Origin of the sequence: Microbacterium sp. NPDC058021, from assembly GCF_042885955.1 — a bacterium.
Taxonomy (GTDB): domain Bacteria; phylum Actinomycetota; class Actinomycetes; order Actinomycetales; family Microbacteriaceae; genus Microbacterium.
In genome coordinates, this window is record NZ_JBHVRF010000007.1 from 121,909 (window position 1) to 143,505 (window position 21,597).

Consider the following 21,597-nt stretch of genomic DNA (forward strand, 5'->3'; position numbering starts at 1 on the left):
GCGCGCTCCTCATCACCGCGGCCAGCACTCGACGCGCGCTCATGCGTGGACGGCGAACGTCGTCGTGACCGACTTCTCGCGGGTGTAGCTGATGATCTCCTCGAGGCAGGACTCCTTGCCCAGACCGCTGAGCTTGAACCCGCCGACGGGGATGCCACGGTCCTTGCGTCCCGACTCGTTGATCCAGACGAACCCGGCATCCACCTTCGACACGATGCGGTTCGCCCGGCCCAGGTCGTTCGTCCAGATGCGGGCGGTGAGGCCGAACTCGGTGGCGTTGATCTGCTCGATCATCTCGTCCTCGTCGCTCCAGCGGCACACCGCCATGACGGGGCCGAAGACCTCGTTGTGGAACAGGCGCATCTCGGGCGTGACGCCGTCGAAGACGGTCGGCGCGATGAAGTAGCCCTCCTCACGACCCTCCGGGCGGCCGCCGCCGAACACCAGGCGCGCGCCGTCTTCGCGGGCCTGATCGATGTGCGTGAGCACGCGATCGAAGTGCGCCTCGAACGCGACGGGCCCCATTTCGGTGCTCTCCTCGCGGGGGTCGCCGATCTCGATTCCGCGGACGATGCGCTCGAGCTCCGCGACGAACTCCTCGGCGATGCTCTCGTGCACGAACACGCGCGAGTTCGACTGGCACGACTGCCCCATGGTCTTGCGCATGTTCATGCCGTTGATCGCCTCGCGGGCGGCCAGCTTCGGGTCCATGTCCTCGCAGATGATCATGGGGTTCTTGCCGCCGAGCTCCAGCGTCACGTGCTTGATGTGCTCGGCGCCCGCCCGCATCACGGCCTGACCGGCGGGGACGCTGCCGATGAACCCGATGCGCGGGATCTTCGGGTGCGACGAGATGGCGTGGCCGACCTCGATGCCTGTGCCGGTGAGGACGTTCAGGACGCCGGCGGGGAACAGATCGCCGACCAGCTCCGCGAGGGCGAGCGGCCCGAGGGGCGCCTGGTCGGGCGCCTTGAGGATCACGGCGTTGCCGGCTGCCAGGGGTGCGGCGACCTTGGCCGCCGCGAAATTGAAGGGGTGGTTGAACGGGATGATCCGCCCGACCACGCCGTACGGCTCCCGCAGGGTGTACGCGAGTCCACCGGCCGGAGCCGGGATCGTGCTGCCCTTGACCTCACCGGCGATGCCGGCGAAGTACTCGATCTCATCGGCCGCGCGCAGCACGTCGCGGCGTGCGGCCGAGATCGGGATGCCGGCGTTCTCGACGTCGATGAGGCACAGGCGCTCCACGTCGTCGCGGATGCGCTTCGCCATCTCGCGGAGCACGGTCGCCCGCGCGGTCCAGGACAGCGCGCGCCACTGGGCGGCCCCTCGCTGCGCGGCGAGGACGGCGTCGTCGACGTCGGCTGCCGTCGCCGCGGTCACCCGCGCGATCTCGCGCCCGGTGGTCGGGTCGAACGTCGCCATCGGCGGGTTGCCGCCGCGTCCATGGGTCCATTCGCCGCCTACGTACATCGGTCGCACGTCGGATGCTGACAGATCGGTCATTCCCACTCCTTTGATGAAAGAACTTCGAAACTCGGCTCGCCCGGACGCGGGCTCACGGCAGGGTGATCTCCTGCGAGACCTGCGCCCGCGAGCTGTTGCGCGGGTCGAACACGTCGCGGAACCACTCGCCGATGACGTTCACCGACATCACCAGCGCGAAGATCGCGAGGCCCGGGATGGTTGCGAGCCACCAGGACGAGCCGATGTACGCACGGCCGTCGGACAGCATCCCGCCCCACGTCGCCTCGCCGCCGGTCACGCCCAGCCCGAGGAACGACAGTGACGCCTCCATGAGGATGATCGCGCCCAGCTCCAGCGAGGACAGCACCAGGATCGACGGCAGCAGGTTGGGGAGCAGATGCTTCACGACGATCTTCGTCGGCGAGACGCCGAGAGCCCGCGCCGAGAGGACGTACTCCCGCTCCCGCAGAGACATCGCCTCGCCGCGGATCGGGCGTGCGAAGACGACCCAGGCGACCAGGACCAGGGCGATGATCAGCTTGTCGAGCCCCCCACCCAGGGCCGAGACGAGGGCGATCGCGAGGATCAGGAACGGGAAGGCGAGCCAGATGTCGGTGATGCGCATCATGAACGCATCGAACCGGCCGCCGACGTATCCGCTGATCACGCCGATGCCCACGCCCAGCACGACGCCGAAGATGAGCACGACGAAGCCGATGATGAGGGTGATGCGCGCTCCCCCGATGAGGCCCGAGAGGATGTCGCGCCCCAGGTGGTCCGTGCCGAGCAGATGCCCTTCGCTTCCCGGCGGGGCGAAGCGGTTGGACAGGTTCTGCTCGCTGTAGTCGTAGGGGGTGATCCACTGCCCGAAGATGCCCACGAACAGGAACACGAGCATGATGAGCATCGGCACCGCGACGAACAGCGGCGGCAGCGGGCGTCTGCGCCGCGCGAGCCGTGTGGTGACCACGCCCGTCGCCGGGCCGCGTGGGTCGAACTCGGTGCGCGGAAGGTGGATGGATGACGTCATTTCTCTCTCCGGTTCCGCTTCACTTCGCGTACTGCACGCGCGGATCGAGCCACCCTTGGGCGACGTCGGCGAGCAGGTTGCAGAGGATCACCATGATCGTGGCGACGAGCACGGCGCCCTGGACGACCGGGTAGTCGCGCGCGCTGATCGCCTCGACCAGCAGCGCTCCCAGGCCCGGCCAGCTGAAGACCACCTCGATCACGAGGGTTCCACCGAGCAGGGTGCCCAGCTTCGAGCCGAACACGATGACCGTCGTCGGCAGGGCGTTTCGCAGCATGTGCATGATGACCCGCCCGTCGGAGATGCCGCGGGCGCGCAGGGCATCCACGAAGTCCTGGTTCTTCACCTCCAGCAGGCTGGCGCGGAGAAGCCTGGTCAGCATGGCCGCCGCGGACGTGCCGAGGGTGATCGCCGGCAGGACCAGGTGGCGGAGGTTGGACCAGACGGCATCCGGGGAGCCCGCGATCATCGCATCGATGATGGGCATGTACGTCACGACCGGCACGTTGTACGAGGACCCCATGATCCCGCCCGTGGGGAAGATCGGAAACGCCACGCACAGCAGGAGGATCAGCATGATGCCCTGCCAGAACGTCGGCATCGAGACCCCGAACATGCTGCCGACGGTGCCCAGGCGGTCCCACACGCTGTTCTGCTTGAGGGCGGAGACGAGCGCGAGCGGCAGGGCGATCAAGACGGCCACGATCATGCCGGCGATCGTCAGCTGCAGCGTCGCGCCGAGCCCTTCCAGCAGCGCCGTCGACACCGGGATGCGCTGGGTGATCGAGATGCCGAGGTCGCCCCGGATGGCTTGCAGGATGAAGGTCGCGTACTGCAGCGGCAGGGGCTGATCCAGTCCCATCTCCGCGCGCAGCAGCGCCCGCTGCTCCGCGGTGGCCCCCTCCTCCGCCGACAGGAGATCGACCGGATCTCCCGGCAGCACGCGCACGAGGAGGAACACCATGATGGATGCGCCGAACAGAACCAGCAGCGCCTGTGCGACTCTGCGTCCGATGAAGCCGATCATGCCGCCGTCACTCCTTCAGCTCGACGCCGGTGACGTTGTACTGCCCGATCGGCGAGGGGACGAATCCCTTGACCGACGTGGAGACGCCGTAGATCTGGTCGGGGTTGACGATCGGCACCCACGGGGAGTCGTCCATCAGCATCTCGATGAGCGGCTCGTAGTACTCGTTCGCCGCGTCCATGTCGGGGACGTGGCTGAACGCGGTGTCGATGAGCCGGTCGACCTCGGGGGAGGTGTAGCCGGTGAACACCTGCGATTCGCGCGTCGTGCTGTGGAAGTGCTGACGCCAGATCTCGTCGCAGGTGCCGCGACCGGCACCCCAACTGGCCAGGTACAGCTCGCTGTCTCCCGCGTTGATGCGGGCGAGGTAGGCGCCGTCCTCCATCGAGTTGACGTTCACCTTCAGCCCGGCTGCGCGCAGCTGGCCGGCGATCGCCTCGGCGACGTGCTTCTCGCTCTCGACGGTGTCGAGCGTGACGGCGGGAAGGTCGCTGAGAACCTTCGACGCCTCCTCGGGGTCGAACTCGTAGCCCTTGAAGTCGGGGTTGTGGCAGTTCATGTTCTCGAACGCCGGCTGGTTCAACGGCTCGGCCCCACCCTCGAAGACCGCCTCGGCGATCTCCTTCTGGTTGACCGCCTGCTGCATCGCCTGGCGGACGCTCTTGTCGGCGAACTGGCCGCGCTCGACCTGCATCCCCAGGTGCCACACCTCGGTGCCCGAGGCGGCGACGGCCTCGGTGCTGCCGAACAGCGTGGCGGCCAGGTCCGCGGGCACGTTGCCGATGATGTGCGCCTCGCCCGACTGCAGCGCCGCGATGCGGCTCGCCGTCTCGGGGATGATCTTGATCACCAGGCGCTCGACCTTCGCCACGTCGCCGAAGAAGTCGTCGTTGCGCTCCATGATGATGCCGCGGCCGGGGTTGTTGCTCACGAAGACGAACGGACCGGTGCCGATCGGGTGCTTCGCGAACTCCTCCGGACCGACCTCCTCCATATAGCCGGGAGCTGCCATCTCGATGTAGGCGAGCGCAAGGGGGAACGCCCCGTCACGCTGCGTGGTGTGGAAGTTGACGGTGTGCTCGTCGACGATCTCGACGCTGTCGAGGGTGACCACGAGAGAACGACGCGGCGAGGCCGTGGCGGGGTCGAGGATGCGGTCGAAGTTGTACTTCACGGCGGCGGCATCGAAAGCCTCACCGTTGGTGAACGTGACGTCGTCCCGCAGCTTCAGCTGCCAGGTGGTGTCCGAGACCATCTCCCAGTCCGTGGCGAGAGCGGGGATGACCTGCAGGTCGTTGTCGAGCTCCACGAGGGGGGTCATGATCTGCCGCACGACGTACTGCGTCGCCCGCCCGCGGAAGGCGGCCGGGTCGAACGTCTGCACCGCTTCGGTCTGGGCGATGACGAGCTCGGTGCCCTGCACCGACCCGCCGGCCTGGCCCGATCCGCCCGCGCAGGAGGTGAGGACCAGCGCGAGGCCGGCGATGCCCACGGCGATCGCCCGCGCGGGCGTGCGGGTCATCCTGGAGCGTCGTTGCTTCTGGGGATTCACTGTCTTACCTTCCGTTCTCGACACGAAGCCGCGATCGTCGCGGATCGGGCTCGGGATGCGCGTTGATGAGCTCTTGGGTGTACTCCGCGGCGGGGGAGCTGAGCACTCTGCCCGCCTCGCCCTGCTCGACGACCTGACCGTTGCGCATCACGCAGACGTCGTCGCAGAACTGCTCGACCACGGCGAGGTCGTGCGACACCATGAGGTAGGTCATGCCGAGTTCCCGCTGCAGGTCCTGGAGGAGCGTGAGGATCTGCGCCTGGATGGACACGTCGAGCGCGGAGACCGGCTCATCGAGGATGAGCAGCTTCGGCGCCACGGCCAGCGCCCGGGCGATGGCGATGCGCTGGCGCTGACCACCGGAGAACTCGTGGGGGAACTTCTCCGCGGCGGAGCCGGGCAGCCCGCACATCTCCAGCAGTTCCGCGACCCGCGCACGGCGCTGCGCCGCATCACCGAGCCCGTGCGTCAGCATGCCCTCGGCGACGAGGGACCCCACGCGCCAGCGCGGGTTGAGCGACGAGCCCGGGTCCTGGAACACGATCTGGATCTCACGCGTCACCTCGGCGGCGTCCTTGCGCGAGAGCTTGACGATGTCCTTGCCGCGCCAGAAGATCTGCCCGCTGTCCGGGGTCAGCAGCCGGCACACCATGCGCGCGGTCGTCGACTTGCCCGAGCCGGATTCGCCGATCAGGCCCATCGTCGTCCCCTCGCGGACGGACAGGGACACGTCGTTCACGGCGTGGACGGCCGACTTCTTGGCGAACAGCCCTCCCGCCCGGAACACCTTGTCGAGGTTGCGGACGTCCAGTGCGATGGTCATCGGAGTACCCCTTCCGCCAGGAGCGAGGGCTGCGGGAGCGGGTTGAAGCAGCGCACGGTGCTCGCGCCCACCGGCTCCGGCTGGGGCACCTGCTGGTGGCACACGGGCGTCGCCGAGGCGCAGCGGTGCACGAACGGACAGGACCTGGCCTCCCCCACCACGGGCACCGCCTGCCCCGGGATCGGGCGCAGCGCGGACTTCTGGCCGCGCTTGGGCAGCGTGTCCAGCAGCGCCCTGGTGTAGGGATGCCGCGGCTCATCGAAGAGGTCGAAGACCCCGGCCTCCTCGGCGACGATGCCGCCGTAGAGGACGACCACGCGGTCACAGGTCTGCGCGACGACGCCGAGGTCGTGCGTGATGAGGACGACGGCGGCGTTGCGGTCGCGGCAGACCTTCTGCAGCAGCTCGAGGATGCGCTGCTGCACGGTGACATCGAGGGCGCTCGTGGGCTCGTCGGCGATGATGATGTCGGGGTCGCCGATCAGCGCGACCGCGATCGCAACGCGCTGGCGCATGCCGCCGGAGAGCTGGTGCGGGTAGGCGTCCAGCCGGGAGCGCGCGTCGCGGATCTGGACCTCCTCGAGGATCTCGAGGGCGCGCTGGCGCGCCTGGGCCTTCGTCGCCTTCGGGTTCGCCGCGCGGTAGGCCTCGACGAGCTGGTAGCCGACGGTGTACACCGGGTCCAGCGCCGTCAGCGCGTCCTGGAAGATGTAGCCGATGCGACGGCCGCGCACCTTGCGCATGTGGGCGCGGGACGCCTCGACGAGGTTGTGCCCGTCGAACTCGATGCGCCCCGAGACCCGGGCGTTCTTGGCGAGCAACCCGACGATGGCCTTGGCGGTGGCGCTCTTACCGGCCCCCGACTCGCCGACGACACCGAGGAACTCCCCCTTGCGTAGCTCGAACGATGTGTCGACCACCGCGTTGACCGCACCGAACTGCACGCGGAGCCCTTCGACCCGGAGGATCGTGTCGGATCCGCCTTGTTGAGTCGGCAACTTCATCGTTTCCACTCCCATCGTCAGGAACGCAGGCTGTGCCATCGCCCGAGAGCCTGACAGACCTACTAAATATAAACTATAGAATACTGGATATGCGGGTCGCCGAATGGGTTTTACTTCGGCGACCCGCCTCCAGAACTCAGTCGAGGTCCGCGAGTGCGGGCTCGACGGGTGCTGCCAGAAGTTCCGAGAGCGCTGCGGCGGGCACGTCCGGCCCGGCGGTGAGCACGAAGTCCTCGATCGCTGCGAGGCGCTCATCGGTGACGAGCCCCCGCACGAGACCGCGGAACTTCGTCTTGACGACGTCGCCGTCGAACTCCCGATCCTGCGGGGGCGTGGTCTGAAGCGTCCGCACCGAGCCGTCCGCGAGGCGGATCTCGACATCGGTGACGAAGCGCCGGGCACGCCCGAGCTCGTCGATGCGGGGGTCATGCACGACGTCGATGCGTCGCATGAGATCCCAGACCTCGGGCCGGGCGAGCGACGCGCGCGAGAACTGCTCGACGTAGGCGGCGCCGTCCAGCAGCGCCACGGCGGTCGCGAACCGCAGGTTCATCTGCGCGCTCAAGGGTTCCCCCGGCGGCTCCATCTCCCAGGACGTCCGGCGGGCGACGCTCTCACTCACGCCGATGCGGATGCTCTGGACATCGTCTGCCCGCAGGCCCTCGCCGCGCTGCTCGACCATGGCATCGATCGTCGAGTGGAGCATGATGAGGCACGCGTGCCGCTTGATGCCGATGCTCTTCAGGATCCACTCGTCACCGAGCCCGTCGGTGAGCTTGGTGAAGTCCGCCTCGCCGGCGTCGCCCAGGATCGCCGCAGCGAGACCCCCGTAGGGATGCTCGATGACGGACTCCGTGCCGACGAAGCCGCGGCTGGCCAGGGCGGCACCCACCAGACCCGACTGCGCGGCCATGCCGTGGTGCATGCGCTTGACCATCGACTTGTACTGTGCCGCCATGAGTCCGCTGGCCCGCGTCACCGAGTTGCCGATGGCGCTTTCCATCTGCGCGGCATCCAGCCCGAACACCGAGCCCGCCGCGACGGCGGAGGCGGCCGTGCCGTACACCGATCCGGTGTGCCAGCCGATGGTGCTCAGACGCCCGCCACCCATGGCCATGCCCACCCGCGGGCCGACCTCGTAGCCGACGGTGAAGGCGCGCAGGAGGTCGCCCACCGTGGCATCGGGATGCACGTCCGCCGCCGCCATCGCCGCCGTGACGACGACCGCGGAGGAGTGCAGCGCACCGTGCGCGTGGAAGTCGTCGAGCTCGAAGCCCTGCACGAACGTGCCGTTGAGCAGCGCTGCGCTGGAGGGCGAGACGCTCTTGCCCCACCCCCACAGCGTGGCGCCGGTGCCCGACTCGACGATGCCGAGGGCCTCGACAGCCTTACGCGCCCACGGCAGCTTCGCCCCGACCAGACCGCATCCGATGCCGTCCAGCAGCAGCAGGCGCGTGCGCTCGAGCACATCGGTCGGGATCTGGGCGTACTCGAGTCCCGAGGCGAACTCCGCCACGGCGCGGGTGACCCGCACGTCGGCGGCGAGGGTCGTCATCGTCCTGCCTCGGTGGCCGCATGCGCACCGGCGCGGCCGCCGAACACCACGTTGCGGGTCATGCCGCTGGTGGAGGGGTAGTTGTGGTAGAACATGCCGACGATGTCGCCGTTGGCGTAGAGACCCTTGATCGGCTTCTGCGAGGTGTTGAGCACCTGGCCGTCCGCGTTCGTCTTGACGCCGCCGAAGCTGAACGTGATCGCTCCGGTGACGGCGTAGGCGAGGAAGGGACCCTTCTCGATCGGCAGCGCCCAGTTGCTGTGGGGCGGCACCAGGCCCTGCGCGTTGCGGCCGTCTTCGACCGTCGGGTCGTAGGTGACCGACTCGTTGACGGAGGCGTTGTACTCCGACACGGTGCGCTCGAGCGCCACGGGGTCGATCCCGATCTTCTCGGCGAGCTCCGCGATCGAGTCGGCCTGGTAGGGCGTCGCCGAGCGGTACGCGTCGGGGAACAGCGCCGTCGCCTGCTGGTCGTAGATCTGGTACGCGATGCCGTCGGGCTGACGCGACACGGCCCAGCCGGTCTTGGCGTAGGTGTACGTGCGGTGGCGCTCGGACTCGTCGAAGAACCGCTCGCCGTTCGTGTTCACCGAGATGCCATAGGGGTAGGCGTAGCGGTTGACCTTGTTGTCGACCTCGACGTTGGGCGCGCTCGCGTCGATGGGCGAGGCGTGACCGCCCTGCCACTGCCCCGACGTGTCGGCGCCCAGCTGCACGGCCATGTCCAGCACCTCGCCGGTGTTGTGCCGGCTGCCGCGCACCTTCATGAGGTCCGAGCCCGGGGGGAGGTACCGGGCCCGACGCTCGGCGCTGGCCTGGAAGCCACCGCTGGCGAGGATGACCGCTTTGGCCTCGATCTCGGTGCGACCCTCGGGGCCGTCGATGACGACGCCGTGCACGCGGTTGGAGTCGCCCAGGATGCCGGAGACGCGGGTGCCCGTGCGCAGCTCGATGCCGAGTTCGTCGCCGATCTTGATCCACTGCTCGACGAGACCGAGGCCGCCGCCGACCGGGCCGAGGACCGTGCCCGGGGGGAACTCCAGCACACCGTCGCGGTCGACCGGCGTCTGCCAGGCCAGCCACTTGTGGCCGAGCTCGGTCATCCAGTCGATGGCGTCGCGGGAGTCCTCGACCAGGGTGCGGGCGAGCTCCGGGTCCATCAGCCCCTTGGTGACGCGGTTGAGGTCGCTCGCGAAGTCTTCCTTCGTGTAGGGGCGCACCTTGAAGCGACCCTTGAGCTCCTCCTGCTGATCGGAATTGAGCAGCTCGAACAGGTCGTCGGTACCGTCGTGCACGACCCGGAAGCCCATCTTCGAGAATCGGCAGTTGCCGCCCACCTCGTCGCGCGGCGCCTTCTCGATGACCAGCACCCGTTCTGCGCCGGCATGGCTGGCAGCGACCGCCGCTGCATACCCTGCGCTGGCTCCGCCGACGACGACGACGTCGTACTTCTCACTCATTTCGCCTCCATGGGGTGGTCGACTTCGTCGATCGACCGCTCCCCTGAATGTATCGCATATACAAAGGATTGTATAGACTATACAGACGCGAGAGGGCTGAGGAGCTACTCCCCCTTGAGTCGCGAGAGACGCTCCTTATAGGCGTCCTGGACGTGTGCGCCCATGAGCTTGCCGGCCCGAGTGGCGTCGCCCTTCTCGATGGCGGAGACGATCTCGTCGTGGGCGTGGAGGAACTCCGCGACGGAGTCGCCGCTGTCCCACTGGCTCTGCGAGGTCGGGATCACGGTCTTCCACAGTGGCCGCACGACCCGGTCCGCGATATACGGAGCACCGGCGCGCATGAGCGCCAGATGGAACTCCCGATTCAGCTGCGAGAGCCGCTCAGCACTTTGCCCCGCCGCAACTGCGGCTTTGAGCTCCTCGTGCTTGCGCTTCACGTCCCCAAGCGCCTCCGCGTCGTTGCGTTCGACGGCGAGTTCCGCGAGCAGTTTCTCGACCTCGATACGGAACCGGTAGAGCGCGTAGAGGTCTTCCTCCGGCATGGTGTTCACCGTCGCGCCACGGTGGGGCGAGTAGCTGACGTGGCCTTCAGCCTCCAGTTGCCGCAGCGCCTCGCGCACCGGCGTGGCACTGACGCCGTACCGCGCACTGATGTCGCCCTGACGGATCTGCGCCCCGGGCTCGATCGCCCCGTCGACAAGCTCCTGCCGCAGGCGCTGCAGGACGTACTCCGCCTTACTCAGCGGCCTTTCGAAAGACTCCGCCCGACCGGCCCCAGCCTCGGGTTCGCGTGTGCTCATCCGCACAACTTACCTCACGTATAGGATGCAGATATTATCTATACTCTATATCGTTTCGAAGGAGCAGCATGACAGCGCACCTGATCGTCGACGACGGCGTCGCCTGGGTCACCCTCGATCGCCCCGAGGCACTGAATGCGCTCGACGCTCCCACCCGCGCCGAGCTCCGCACCATCTACCGCCGGATCACGGACGACAGCCAGATCCGGGTCGCGGTTCTCACCGGCGCGGGCGACAAGTCGTTTTCCACCGGGGCGGACCTCAAATCGGCGCCGGCGAGCACCGACAGTCTCGTCGTCCAGGAGTTCGGTGGGCGCAGCGATCACCTCCTGGCCGATTTCCCGGTGTCCAAGCCCACCATCTGCGCGATCAACGGCTATGCGCTGGGCGGGGGACTCGAGATCGCGCTGCGGGCGGACATCCGCATCGCTTCGGCGAATGCGAGCTTCGGGCTCCCGGAAGCGCGCATCGGCAGCATCCCCGGCAGCGCCGGGACCCAGTTGCTCCCCCGGGTCGTGGGCGTCCCGAACGCGATGAAGATGATCCTCACCGGCGAGCGCATCAATGCCGAGGAGGCGCTGCGCATCGGTCTGGTCCAGGAGGTCGTCCCGTTCAATCGCCTGCAGGAGCGCGCCTCGGAGCTCGCCCTGGCCATCGCCCGCAACGCCCCCCTCGCCATCTCCGCAGCGAAGAAGCTCGTCACAATGTCACAGGACGTCCCCCTCGAAGCCGGCATCGCTGCGGAGCGTTACGCCTTCGGCCTGCTCCGCGACACGGAGGATCGCGCAGAGGGGCGCCGAGCGTTCGCCGAGAAGCGCACCCCACGCTTCGTGGGGCGCTGATCGATCCGGTCGCGCCACAGACCGACATCCCGCGATTCCCGCAACAAGTCACATCGCCGACCTATGTGGATAGAGTGAAGGCTCCCTATCGAGGAAGATGCGGATGGACGGATCGATCGACCAGCCCAGCGCCGACCAGCGGCCGCTCAGCAAGGCGGAATACGTCTTCCAGCGCTTGCGGAAGGAGTTGCGCGACGGCACCATCCCGCCCGGGGCGCAGATCCGCCAGACCGAGGTCAGCTCCCGCTACGGCGTAAGCGCCACCCCCGTTCGGGAAGCCCTGCGCCGACTCGAATCCGACGGGTTGGTCGACTACTCCCCCCACCGGGGCGCTACGGTCACCGAGATGCCCCAGCATGACGTGCGCGACCTGTATCTCTTCCGCGCGGAGGTCGAGGGATTCCTCGCCCGACTGGCCAGCGAACGCGCCGACGCCGCATCGCTGAGCGCACTGCGCACCGCCCACGACGAGATGCGCCGGCTCGTTCGGGAGGGAGCCGACGCCGCCGAGCTCTCCCGAGCCAACCGCGAGTTCCACCTCGCCGTAATGCGCGCGGGGTCGCCCTATATCGCCGACCATCTGATGCGCCCGATCTGGGAGAAGACGATTCCCAGCTCAGCGAGCATGTGGGACAGCGCCGAGCAGGTGGAGCGTTTCCTGAAGGAGCACGAGGCTGTGCTCGCCGCGTTGGAGTCCGGCCGCGGCGATGACGCAGGCCGCTTCATGGCCGAGCATGTCCGGGTCGCGCTGGGTGAGCGGACGGCGCGGAACGACAACTCGTCCCCGGAGTGACACCCTCCGCTCCCCCAGCCCCCGCGGCACCCGTGCGGCTGCCGCGGGACCCTCAGAGTCCGATGTAGAAGATTCCCTCGGGAAGGGGAATGACCAGCACCTCGGCGAGGGCATAGACCGCCCCGGTTCCGATCACGCCCGCGATGAGGGACGTCCACCACCGCATCTTCGCGCCGATGATGAGCGTCACCGTCAGGAACACCAAAGCGGCCACCAGGTATCCCACGAGCGCCATGACGCCGATGAAGCCGAGGACGATGCCGAACCAGAGCAGCCCTCGGCGCAGCACGGTCGACGGCGCCATATCGGCCACCTGATAGTCGTACGCGGCCGCGCTGAACGCGCCTCCCCGCACCATGATCATGACCTCTCGGATCAAGACGATGGTGCCGATGATCACGATGCCCAGCGAGATGTACAGCGGAAAGCGCCGTGCCACCTCAGAGAAGCCGGAAGCACCGACGGCACCGAAGACACCGATGCCGACGACGGCGGCCGCCAACGCGAGTCGCAGGACCTTCGTCGTGAGGGCCTCCTCCGGCGCGGCCTGTGTCTCCTCCGCGGCGATGTCGGTCTGGGTGGTCATGACGGGTCCTTCCTTCCGGCGCCGGCACTGCCGCCGTCCAACGTGCCGTCGGCGTCGTCATCGGCATCGGCGTCGCGCTCGTCGACGGCGACGGCGCCAGGCGTGGTGCGCGTGACGGACTTGAGCGCGTTGCGCCGCTGACGCGCGGTGCGCAGCGTCTTGACGGTGACCGTCGGCGGGAGCGCGGCCGCTCGCTCGGCCACATCATGCTCGATCTTTTTCGGGGCCAGCATGATCTTGCGCTGCTGGCGCGCACCGAAGACGATCGCGGCGACGAGGATGAGCCCGAGGACCAGGACGCTGGGCCGGGTCAGCCACTCGAATCCGAAGCGGCTGATGCTGACGGTGAAATAACGCTCCGACGCCGGGCCCAGAACGAACCCGATCAGGAGGGGGATGCGCGGCCACTGCAGCTGCTTCATCACGAAGGCGATGATGCCGAGGATGAGGACGACCGCGATGTCGGCCCAGTTCCTGCTGGTCTGGTAGGCCGCCAGGATGATGATGATGACGAGGAACGGTGCGACCCGGCGGGCCGGCACGATCGTCATCAGGGAGATCGGCCGCGCCAGCAGGATGCACAGGCCGGTGCCGATCACGGTCGCGATGGCCAGGGTCCACACGATCGTGAGGAGGAACGGCATGTTCTCCTCTTCGAGCATCGACGGCCCGGGCTGCACACCCATCAGCACGAGCGCGCCGAGGATGATGGCCGTCGTCCCACCGCTCGGGATGCCGAACAGCATGGTCGGGACCATGTTGCCGCCCTCGGACGCGTTGTTGCCGGCCTCAGGTGCGATCACGCCTCGGACATCACCGCGTCCGAACCGGTTGTTCTTGCGGATGGTGCTCGCCGCCAGTCCATAGCAGAGCCAGTTGATGACAGCGCCGCCGATGCCCGGGATCATGCCCAGCACGGAGCCGATCGTTGAGCCCTGGAGCACAAGGCGCCAGTTCGTCATGGTGTCGCGCATTCCCTCTGCGATGCCGCCGTTGAGCTTGGCTGCGTCCTTCGCGATCTTCTTGTTCTCCACGAAGAGTTCGATGATCTCGGGGATCGCGAAGGCACCGAGGGCGATCAGCACGAGGCCGAACCCGCCGTACAGGTAGCCCAGGTCGAAGGTGAAGCGCAGGTCCGTCGAGGCGGGCGCGATGCCCACCGTGCTGATGAGCATGCCGAGCAGTCCCGCCAGCACGCCCTTCAGCGGCGCTCCCTTGCTGAGGATCGCGACGAGGCTCAGCCCGATAAGCGTCATCATGAACAGCTCGGGCGACCCGAAGGCCAAGACGATCGGTCGCGCGATGGGCAACACCGCGAACAGCACCGCGGCGCCGAAGAGGCCGCCGAGCATCGAGGCGAAGAAGCCAGCACCGAGCGCCCGCCCCGCCTGCCCCTTTCTGGCCATCGGATAGCCGTCCATGATCGTGGCTTGACCGCCGGCACTGCCGGGGAGTCCGATGAGCACCGCGGGGAAGGTATCACCGGTGTGCATCACCGCGACCATGCCGATCATCAGCGCGATGCCCGTATACGGGTCCATGCCGTAGATGAACGGCAGGAGCAGCGACATGCCGACGACGCCGCCGATACCGGGCACGAAGCCGAGGAAGAGCCCGAGGAGCACCCCGAGCATCAACCATCCCATGCGCTCCAGCGTGAAGATCTGAGTGAGCGCTTCCAGTGCCGCCTCAAGCACGACGGTCCCTCACGGATGACGCATGACGTACGGCTGGGCCACTCGATTCGGCCGTGGCCGTGACGCTCTGGGTCGGTGACAGCATTGGCATTCTCCAGGATCTCGTTCGCAGCGTTGCGGGGAGGACCGGCCCATGCAGCACTGCAGGGGGCCAGATCGCCGAGCCTAACTGGTTTTATATATTCTGTACAGAATCATTTGTCGAATCGTTGGTCGGGGCCGGATTCCTCCGTGCTCCACCTCGCCCCCGCACTGAGCGTCGCACTCACGAAGAGAGCCACGCCGGACAGGATCAGGCTGCGAGAGCTGGCGGTACCGAGGAACGCCAGGGGGGCCGACAGGGCCCCGACACCCAGGGGCAGGACGACTTGCAGCAGACGATTCGACATCATCCGCAACCCCAGCGCAGAGCCTCGGACCGAGGGCGCAACCGCACTGACCACCCAAGTGAGGGTGAGCGGCTGCACGAGCCCTAGGCCGAAGCCGATCACCACCATGGCCACCGCTGCACCCCAGAAGTCCAGGCTGGGCAAAAGCGCGAACGCCACCGCGCCGGCGAAGGTCGACCCCACGATAAGGATGCGCCGGGAGACAAGCCGGGCCAGGGAAGCCAGACCCACACGACTGGCCAGGGACACCGCGCCACGCACCGCAAGAAGTAGTCCCGCCGCAGACCGCGCGACCCCGTTCTCCGCCGCCCACAGCGGGAGGAAGACGGTGAGCAGGTCGAGACACGCCAGCACGACACCGCTGGCAAGGAATGCCACCGGCATCCCGGGCACCCGGAGGGTACGTGCGCGCCCCCCGCCTCGGGGCGCGCGCACATGGGGCACCGCGTTGCGGAGCCGCATGCCGACGATCGCACCTCCCACACCGACGGTGGCAGAGAAAACCAGGAGGACGAGCAGCCCTGCAGCAGTGGCCCCCGTGGACAGGAGTCCCGGCAGCGCCAAGGCAAGAAGCGGCCCGACAATCTGACCCACGGACGTGCCGGCTGTCAACCATCCGAAGACACGATCCAACTGCGACGTCGTACGATCCCGCGCCACCGCCGACTGCAGCGCCACCACCGCAAGGATCTGGCCGACGCCGAACACCGACGCACTGGCAAGCAGCAGGGGGAGCGAAACCGCTATCGCCATCCCCGCCACCGACCCCGGCAGTATCAGACACGCGATGACGATCACCGGGCCTGGTCCTATGCGGTCGATCAGCCGCCCGCCGGGAAGGGCGAGGACGAGTGCCCCCAGGGCGAAGGCGGACGCGAGCAGGCCGATCTCGAACGCGGAGGCATCCAGTTCGACGGCGCGGTATCCCGCCAGGGGTCTCAGCCCGTGACTCAGCACGGCAGTGCCCGCCATCACAGCGACCAGACCCCACGGCACGGCTCGCTCGAAGATGCGGACCATCGCGCTCCTCGTCGGGCCGATTGCGAAAGGTGTTGTGAACTGAGTCTTCTATATCTTACGGTCTACACAATCCACAAAGTTGTGGACGGGAGGCAGATGGCCCGAGCGGCCGCGACGTCCCTTCGAGAGTTCCAAGCCGAGGAGAAGCATGATCACCCCTTCCACGAAGACGCGCAGCACGCGCCGCACGCTGGCCGTGGCCGCCGGCGTCGGAGCCCTCGCCCTCCTCTTCACCGGCTGCACGCGGCCCTCCGACGTCCGCGAGACGGATGACCCCGCGGAGTTCTTCGAAGGTCAGACGATCCGCTGGATCGTCCCCTACGAGGCGGGCGGCGGCACCGACACCTCCGCGCGGGCGCTCGCATCGCTTCTCACCGAGCACATCCCGGGCAACCCGAAGATCCAGATCGAGAACATCGAGGGAGGAAACGGGGTGCTCGGAACGAACGAGTTCGCCCGGTCCGACGCCGATGGACTCACGATCCTCATGACGTCCTCATCCACCAACACCGCCGTCCTGTTCGGCGACCCGGCGGTGGACTTCGACTACAACGACTTCACCCCGATCGCCGGCATCCCGGCGGGCGGCACGCAGTATGTGGCGCCCTCCACCGGCGTGACGGACTCCGCCAGCCTGCTGGAAACCACCAGCCCTCTGGTCTATGGCGGCATCACTCCCGGCGGCGGCGAGTTCCCGCGAGTGCTGGGCATGGACCTGCTCGGACTCGACGTCTCGCACGTCTGGGGCTATCAGTCCCGCAGCGCGGTGCAGATCGCGTTCAGCCAGGGCGAGGTCACCATCGACGGACAGTCCACGGCCGCATACCTCGAATCCATCGCCCCTCTCGTCGAGCGCGGCGAGGCGACCCCGGTCTACACGATCGGTCTCATGGAGGACGGCGAGCTGGTGCGCGACCCGGCCTTCCCCGACCTGCCCCACGCCGTCGAGCTCTACCAGGAGAAGCACGGCACGCTTCCCGACGCGGACATGCTCGAGGCCTACAAGTACCTCGTCCTCATCGGCCAGAACCTGCAGAAGCAGATGTGGATCCAGGACGAGGCTCCCGCTGTGGCCGTCGAGGCGTATCGCCAAGCCATCATCGACATGCAGAAGGACCCGGCCTTCGATGCCGTGCGCGAGGCGCTCGGCGGGTACGAGCTGCTCACGGGCGACTCCCTCGAGGCCGACGTCGACGCCGCCCTGTACAACCCCCCGCAGGACATCATCGACTGGCTCACGGACTACGCCAAGAGCGAGTACGGCGCGGACCTCTCGCGCGGCTGACCCGACGCCCAGTGCCCCGCCTGTCCGTGACGCGACCCGCGTCATCGACAGCGGGGCACTGCGTCTGCCCCCGCTGCTGAGTGAGCATTCGCGCTGCCGAGTGAGCATTCGCACCACCGAGTGAGTATTCGCCCGTCGTTCACGTACCGCGGCGGCCGCGCCGGGAGCAACTGCTCTCCAAACGAAGGCATTGATCTTTCATTGTGTATTATATAGATTATATCTACTCAGTGAAGAGGAGCAGCGATGACCACGACCTTGCCGCCTGCCGGCGCGCTGGAAGGCCTGCGCATCCTCGACCTGGGCGGGGAGATCGCGAACTACTGCGGTCGACTGTTCGCGCAGCTGGGAGCCGACGTCATCCTCGTCGAGCCCGCGGCAGGCTCGAGCTACCGTGCGGCGCCGCCGCTGGCCGCGTCGTCGGGTGCGAGCCTGCGATTCGCCTATGACAACGCCGACAAGCGGTCGATCGGCATCGACCTCGCCACGAGCGGGGGTCGCTCCGCCTTCGCCCGCCTCGTCGCATCGGCCGATCTCCTTCTCGATGACAAGACGCAGCATGACCTCGGCGCCGAGGGTTTCTCCTACGACATGCTCGGCGAGATGTTCCCCACCCTCACGACGACGGTCATCACCCCCTTCGGGCTGAGCGGTCCGTACGCGCACTACCGGGCGACGGATGCCACGTGCATGGCATTCGGCGGGATGCTCTGGCTCGGCGGTTATGAGGACGGTCCGCCGGTGCAGCCGGCCGGACACCAGTCCTTCCGCGCCGGCAGCCTGTTCGGCGCGGTGGCATCGATGTCCGCCCTCCTCGCGGAGGGGGACGCGAGAGGGGAACTCATCGACGTGTCGGTGCAGGAGTGTGTCTCACTCGGCCTCGAGAACGCGATCCAGTACTACGACCTCGAAGGTCACGTGCGCCGCCGCCACGGCGGCACGCAGAAGCAGGCGGGGTTCGGTGTCTTCCCCTGCGCCGACGGGTTCGTCTTCCTCATCGCCGCCGGCATCGGCGGCAACAGATTCTGGCCGAACTTCGTCGAGTGGATGACTTCCGAAGGCGTCACGGACGCGCAGGTCCTGCAGCAGGAGCGCTGGGGACAGCGAACCTTCGTGGAGAGCGCCGAGGCGAAGGACCTCTTCTGGGAGATCTTCACCGGCTACTCCTCCCAGCATTCCAAGGATGAGCTGCTGCGTGCGGCCATCGACTGGAACGTGCCGCTCTCCCCCGTGATGACCATGGCGGAAGTGCACCGCTCGGAGCAGCTGCGGGCGCGGGAGTTCTTCACCCCGACGGCGATCGGCCAGGCGCGCGCCGATGCGCCGGGCGCCCCCTACCGACTGGACGGCACGCCCTGGCAGCACCGTCGACCGGCGCCGCGGCCCGGCGAGCACACCGAGGAGATCCTGGCGGAAGTCGGCTTCTCCTCGTCGACCATCGACGAACTGCGCCGGGACGGAGCCATCGCATGAGACGTCCACTGACGGGCGTGCGCGTCATCGACTTCAGCTGGGTCGGTGCCGGGTCGTACGCGACGAAGATCCTCGCCGACCTCGGCGCCGAGGTCATCAAGATCGAGAGCACGAAGAAGGTCGACGGCATCCGCCTGAGCCCGCCTTTCGCAGACGGACAAAGCGGGGTGAACCGCAGCGGCTACTTCGCCGACCGCAACACCAGCAAGCGCAGCATGCTGCTCAACCTCAAGGAGCCCGCGGCCGTCGACATCGCGCTGCGGCTGATCGCCCAGGCCGAACTGGTCTGCAACAACTTTTCTGCGGGCGTCATGGAGCGCCTGGGCCTCGGCTACGAGGCGGTGGCCGAGGTCAATCCGCGCATCGTCTATCTCTCCATGTCGATGAACGGCGACAGCGGCCCCGAACGCCACGCCCGCGGATACGGCGCGATGATGAGCGCCATCACCGGGCTGCACCACTTGAGCGGCATTCCCGGTCTCGCACCGGCCGGCACCGGTACGAATTACCCCGACCACATCCCCAATCCCGGCCACGCGGCGTTCGCGATGCTCGCCGCCCTGCGTCACAGCCGCCGCACCGGCCGCGGCCAGCGCATCGACATGGCCCAGACCGAGGCCATGCTCGCAACCCTCGGCCCGGAACTGCTGGACTGGACGGCCAACGGAAACGACCGCGATCCGCTCGGCAACAGCGGCGAAGGCTTCTACTGGCAGGACGTGCTTCCCACGGCGGGCGACGATGACTGGATCGCCATCTCCACCCCGACACCGCCGGACTGGGACGCGATGCTGGCGACGCTGGGACTGCCTGCCGGGATCTCTCGCGAGCACGGCCGGGGCGACGTCGCCGCCGCCGTCGCGGCCCGCGGCAACCGGGAACTCGCCGATGCGCTGCAGGCGGCGGGCATCCCCGCCGCCCCCGTGCTGTCGCCGCCGGAGGTCATCGCGGATCCGCAGCTGACGCACCGGGAGCACTGGCGCATCCTGGAGCACCCCGAGATGGGGCGCACCCTCTACAACGGCCAGCCGTTCCGGTTCGCCCGCCACGAGGTGCAGCCGACCACCCCGGCACCGCTGCTCGGCCAGCACACCGACGAGATCTGCGCACAGCTGCTGGGCCTGAGCCCGCAGGAGATCGCAGACCTGCGCACGACCGACATCCTCAGCTAGAGACGAGCGGGAGAAGGAGAACATGACTCGTACGCGACGCGCGACGGCGATCATCGGCATCGGCCAGACCGACTGGAGCGGAGACTGGAGGCGAGTGCGCGCCGGTGAGAAGCCGGCGGACTCGGTCGGCTACGCCGCACGCGCCTTCCAAGACGCACTGCGCGATTCCGGCATCCCGAAGGAAGACATCGACGGACTCATCGTGGGGCCGACGACCGCCTACGAGCGGATGGGCGAGGTCCTCGGCCTCAACGTCCGCTGGGGCGGTCAAGCGGATGCCGTGCAGTCGATCCTGCAGGCGCAGATGGCCATCGAGGCCGGTTACGCCAAGGTGATCGCGCTGGTCTACGGCAACGACCAGCGCTCCGCCGGCACGCAGTACGGCGGCCCGAGCGCCATGGGCGGGCAGTCGTTCCTCTCGTACGTCTACCACTCCCCCTGGGGCATGACCTCGCAGGGTGCGCTGTACGCGCTGACCCTGCGCCGCTATCAGCACGAGCGCGGACTCTCGGAAGCGGACATGGGGCAGGTCGCCGTCGCGCAGCGCGCGTGGGCGAGCATGAACGAAGCCGCCATCCAGCGCAAGCAGATCACGATCGACGACTACCTGCAGTCGCGGTACGTGTGCGAGCCGCTGCACGTGTTCGACTACTGCCTCGTCAACGACGGCGGCGTGGCCCTCATCATCGCGGACGCGGAGTACGCCCAGCGGATGCGGCCGGACCCGGTCTACATCCTCGGCACCGGCCGGTCGGATCTGAACACCGGCGCGACGAGCCTCGAGCCGCGGCTGACCGACTACTACCTTCCGGCGCAGCAGCAGGCGGGGGCGTCGTCATACGAGATGGCGGGCATCGGACCGGACGACATGGACGTCATGCTCGCGTACGACAGCTTCTCGGTGCACGTGCCCCTCGCGCTCGAGGGCTACGGCTACTGCGAGGTCGGCGACGTCGCGAAGTTCCTCACGGAGAAGGGGATCGGTCCCGGCGGCGCGCTGCCGGTGAACACCCACGGCGGCCACCTCTCGGAGTCGTACATGCAGGGGTGGAACCACCAGCTCGAGGCGGTGCGTCAGCTGCGCGGCACCGCCGGGGACCGACAGGTCGCCGGCGCGCAGACCGTCCACTACACCTCCGATGTCGCCGGCAAGTGCATGTCGGTCATCTACGGACGATAGGAGAATCCCATGGAGCCCGCTCCCACCCCCCGCCCCGTCCCCCTCGTCCACGACATCCCGTTCTGGGAGTCCGTCGAGCAGCGGGACCTCAAGCTCCAGTGCTGCGCCGAGTGCGGACTGTGGCGCTACCCGGCCGGCCCGATCTGCGCAGAATGCAACTCCGAGGAATCCACTTGGGAGCGCGTGAGCGGCAGGGGCACGATCCTCAGCTGGGTCGTGTTCCACAAGACCTACCTGCCCGCCTATCCGGCGCCGCACTCGGTCATCGCGGTGCGCCTGGAGGAGGGACCGCTGCTGATCAGCAACCTCGAAGGCCCGGAGCCCGAGGGCTCCTGGATCGGCGAGCGCGTGGTCCTGCGGTACAGCACCATGCCCGACGGCTTCGTCCTGCCGCGATTTGCACTCGATCGCTCAGCGTCGCCCGCCCCGGCCTGAGGCGGAC

At 68.0% G+C, this 21,597-nt stretch carries 19 protein-coding genes; 7 read left to right on the forward strand and 12 right to left on the reverse strand.

From position 1 onward, the window contains the following. Positions 1-39: 39 nt before the first annotated feature. From ACFVR6_RS15325 to ACFVR6_RS15365, 9 genes are all read right to left on the reverse strand, one after another. Positions 40-1,506 (reverse strand): aldehyde dehydrogenase family protein, encoded by a 1,467-nt coding sequence (locus ACFVR6_RS15325; RefSeq protein ID WP_386964581.1) that lies wholly within the window; start codon positions 1,504-1,506, stop codon positions 40-42. Between the two features lie 52 nt (positions 1,507-1,558). Beyond that, on the reverse strand, positions 1,559-2,497 hold the full coding sequence (locus ACFVR6_RS15330; RefSeq protein ID WP_386964583.1) for an ABC transporter permease: 939 nt from the start codon (positions 2,495-2,497) through the stop codon (positions 1,559-1,561). A 19-nt stretch (positions 2,498-2,516) separates the two neighbouring features. After that, positions 2,517-3,524, reverse strand: coding sequence for an ABC transporter permease (locus ACFVR6_RS15335; RefSeq protein ID WP_386964585.1), 1,008 nt, complete (start codon positions 3,522-3,524; stop codon positions 2,517-2,519). A gap of 7 nt (positions 3,525-3,531) precedes the next feature. Further along, positions 3,532-5,046, reverse strand: a complete 1,515-nt coding sequence (locus ACFVR6_RS15340) for an ABC transporter substrate-binding protein (protein ID WP_386964587.1) — start codon at positions 5,044-5,046, stop codon at positions 3,532-3,534. A gap of 34 nt (positions 5,047-5,080) precedes the next feature. Beyond that, positions 5,081-5,899 (reverse strand): ATP-binding cassette domain-containing protein, encoded by an 819-nt coding sequence (locus tag ACFVR6_RS15345; RefSeq protein ID WP_386964589.1) that lies wholly within the window; start codon positions 5,897-5,899, stop codon positions 5,081-5,083. Next, complete coding sequence (locus tag ACFVR6_RS15350; protein ID WP_386964591.1) at positions 5,896-6,942, reverse strand: ABC transporter ATP-binding protein; 1,047 nt, start codon at positions 6,940-6,942, stop codon at positions 5,896-5,898. Before ACFVR6_RS15350 ends, ACFVR6_RS15345 begins: the two co-directional genes overlap by 4 nt. Before the next feature lie 97 nt (positions 6,943-7,039). Next, the gene (locus ACFVR6_RS15355; RefSeq protein ID WP_386964593.1) at positions 7,040-8,458 is read right to left on the reverse strand and encodes an MmgE/PrpD family protein; all 1,419 of its coding nucleotides are present in this window, start codon (positions 8,456-8,458) and stop codon (positions 7,040-7,042) included. Further along, positions 8,455-9,918: an FAD-dependent tricarballylate dehydrogenase TcuA gene (gene tcuA / locus ACFVR6_RS15360; RefSeq protein ID WP_386964595.1), complete on the reverse strand. Its 1,464-nt coding sequence runs from the start codon at positions 9,916-9,918 to the stop codon at positions 8,455-8,457. The genes ACFVR6_RS15355 and tcuA overlap by 4 nt, the downstream gene beginning before the upstream one ends. Before the next feature lie 104 nt (positions 9,919-10,022). Further along, complete coding sequence (locus ACFVR6_RS15365) at positions 10,023-10,718, reverse strand: GntR family transcriptional regulator (protein ID WP_386964597.1); 696 nt, start codon at positions 10,716-10,718, stop codon at positions 10,023-10,025. Between the two features lie 68 nt (positions 10,719-10,786). Between ACFVR6_RS15365 and ACFVR6_RS15370 the strand changes: the two genes are divergently transcribed. Next, a complete protein-coding gene (locus tag ACFVR6_RS15370) occupies positions 10,787-11,560 on the forward strand; it encodes an enoyl-CoA hydratase/isomerase family protein (protein WP_386964599.1) in 774 nt (257 codons plus the stop codon). 103 nt (positions 11,561-11,663) lie between these two features. Next, complete coding sequence (locus ACFVR6_RS15375) at positions 11,664-12,353, forward strand: GntR family transcriptional regulator (RefSeq protein WP_386964601.1); 690 nt, start codon at positions 11,664-11,666, stop codon at positions 12,351-12,353. A gap of 52 nt (positions 12,354-12,405) precedes the next feature. On the opposite strand, the gene ACFVR6_RS15380 is transcribed toward ACFVR6_RS15375, so the two are convergent. The 3 genes from ACFVR6_RS15380 to ACFVR6_RS15390 form a co-directional block, all read right to left on the reverse strand. Then, positions 12,406-12,939 (reverse strand): tripartite tricarboxylate transporter TctB family protein, encoded by a 534-nt coding sequence (locus tag ACFVR6_RS15380; RefSeq protein ID WP_386964603.1) that lies wholly within the window; start codon positions 12,937-12,939, stop codon positions 12,406-12,408. Further along, a complete protein-coding gene (locus ACFVR6_RS15385) occupies positions 12,936-14,636 on the reverse strand; it encodes a tripartite tricarboxylate transporter permease (RefSeq protein ID WP_386964605.1) in 1,701 nt (566 codons plus the stop codon). Before ACFVR6_RS15385 ends, ACFVR6_RS15380 begins: the two co-directional genes overlap by 4 nt. 194 nt (positions 14,637-14,830) lie before the next feature. Beyond that, on the reverse strand, positions 14,831-16,045 hold the full coding sequence (locus ACFVR6_RS15390) for an MFS transporter (protein ID WP_386964606.1): 1,215 nt from the start codon (positions 16,043-16,045) through the stop codon (positions 14,831-14,833). Between the two features lie 148 nt (positions 16,046-16,193). On the opposite strand from ACFVR6_RS15390, the gene ACFVR6_RS15395 reads away from it, so the two are divergent. From ACFVR6_RS15395 to ACFVR6_RS15415, 5 genes are all read left to right on the forward strand, one after another. Then, on the forward strand, positions 16,194-17,330 hold the full coding sequence (locus ACFVR6_RS15395; RefSeq protein ID WP_386964607.1) for a hypothetical protein: 1,137 nt from the start codon (positions 16,194-16,196) through the stop codon (positions 17,328-17,330). Between the two features lie 246 nt (positions 17,331-17,576). Further along, positions 17,577-18,803 carry a CaiB/BaiF CoA transferase family protein gene (locus ACFVR6_RS15400; RefSeq protein ID WP_386964608.1) on the forward strand — a complete coding sequence of 409 codons (1,227 nt, stop codon included), beginning with the start codon at positions 17,577-17,579 and terminating at the stop codon, positions 18,801-18,803. After that, a complete protein-coding gene (locus tag ACFVR6_RS15405) occupies positions 18,800-19,975 on the forward strand; it encodes a CaiB/BaiF CoA transferase family protein (RefSeq protein ID WP_386964610.1) in 1,176 nt (391 codons plus the stop codon). Before ACFVR6_RS15400 ends, ACFVR6_RS15405 begins: the two co-directional genes overlap by 4 nt. A 22-nt stretch (positions 19,976-19,997) precedes the next feature. Next, positions 19,998-21,155, forward strand: a complete 1,158-nt coding sequence (locus ACFVR6_RS15410) for a thiolase family protein (protein WP_386964612.1) — start codon at positions 19,998-20,000, stop codon at positions 21,153-21,155. Between the two features lie 9 nt (positions 21,156-21,164). Further along, complete coding sequence (locus ACFVR6_RS15415) at positions 21,165-21,590, forward strand: Zn-ribbon domain-containing OB-fold protein (protein WP_386964613.1); 426 nt, start codon at positions 21,165-21,167, stop codon at positions 21,588-21,590. The last annotated feature ends 7 nt before the right edge of the window (positions 21,591-21,597 follow it).

Coding starts and splice junctions, on each gene's coding strand:
- ACFVR6_RS15325 (WP_386964581.1), bottom strand. CDS start 1,506: ATGACCGATCTGTCAGCATCCGACGTGCGACCGATGTACGTAGGCGGC.
- ACFVR6_RS15330 (WP_386964583.1), bottom strand. CDS start 2,497: ATGACGTCATCCATCCACCTTCCGCGCACCGAGTTCGACCCACGCGGC.
- ACFVR6_RS15335 (WP_386964585.1), bottom strand. CDS start 3,524: ATGATCGGCTTCATCGGACGCAGAGTCGCACAGGCGCTGCTGGTTCTG.
- ACFVR6_RS15340 (WP_386964587.1), bottom strand. CDS start 5,046: ATGACCCGCACGCCCGCGCGGGCGATCGCCGTGGGCATCGCCGGCCTC.
- ACFVR6_RS15345 (WP_386964589.1), bottom strand. CDS start 5,899: ATGACCATCGCACTGGACGTCCGCAACCTCGACAAGGTGTTCCGGGCG.
- ACFVR6_RS15350 (WP_386964591.1), bottom strand. CDS start 6,942: ATGGCACAGCCTGCGTTCCTGACGATGGGAGTGGAAACGATGAAGTTG.
- ACFVR6_RS15355 (WP_386964593.1), bottom strand. CDS start 8,458: ATGACGACCCTCGCCGCCGACGTGCGGGTCACCCGCGCCGTGGCGGAG.
- tcuA (WP_386964595.1), bottom strand. CDS start 9,918: ATGAGTGAGAAGTACGACGTCGTCGTCGTCGGCGGAGCCAGCGCAGGG.
- ACFVR6_RS15365 (WP_386964597.1), bottom strand. CDS start 10,718: ATGAGCACACGCGAACCCGAGGCTGGGGCCGGTCGGGCGGAGTCTTTC.
- ACFVR6_RS15370 (WP_386964599.1), top strand. CDS start 10,787: ATGACAGCGCACCTGATCGTCGACGACGGCGTCGCCTGGGTCACCCTC.
- ACFVR6_RS15375 (WP_386964601.1), top strand. CDS start 11,664: ATGGACGGATCGATCGACCAGCCCAGCGCCGACCAGCGGCCGCTCAGC.
- ACFVR6_RS15380 (WP_386964603.1), bottom strand. CDS start 12,939: ATGACCACCCAGACCGACATCGCCGCGGAGGAGACACAGGCCGCGCCG.
- ACFVR6_RS15390 (WP_386964606.1), bottom strand. CDS start 16,045: ATGGTCCGCATCTTCGAGCGAGCCGTGCCGTGGGGTCTGGTCGCTGTG.
- ACFVR6_RS15395 (WP_386964607.1), top strand. CDS start 16,194: ATGATCACCCCTTCCACGAAGACGCGCAGCACGCGCCGCACGCTGGCC.
- ACFVR6_RS15400 (WP_386964608.1), top strand. CDS start 17,577: ATGACCACGACCTTGCCGCCTGCCGGCGCGCTGGAAGGCCTGCGCATC.
- ACFVR6_RS15405 (WP_386964610.1), top strand. CDS start 18,800: ATGAGACGTCCACTGACGGGCGTGCGCGTCATCGACTTCAGCTGGGTC.
- ACFVR6_RS15410 (WP_386964612.1), top strand. CDS start 19,998: ATGACTCGTACGCGACGCGCGACGGCGATCATCGGCATCGGCCAGACC.
- ACFVR6_RS15415 (WP_386964613.1), top strand. CDS start 21,165: ATGGAGCCCGCTCCCACCCCCCGCCCCGTCCCCCTCGTCCACGACATC.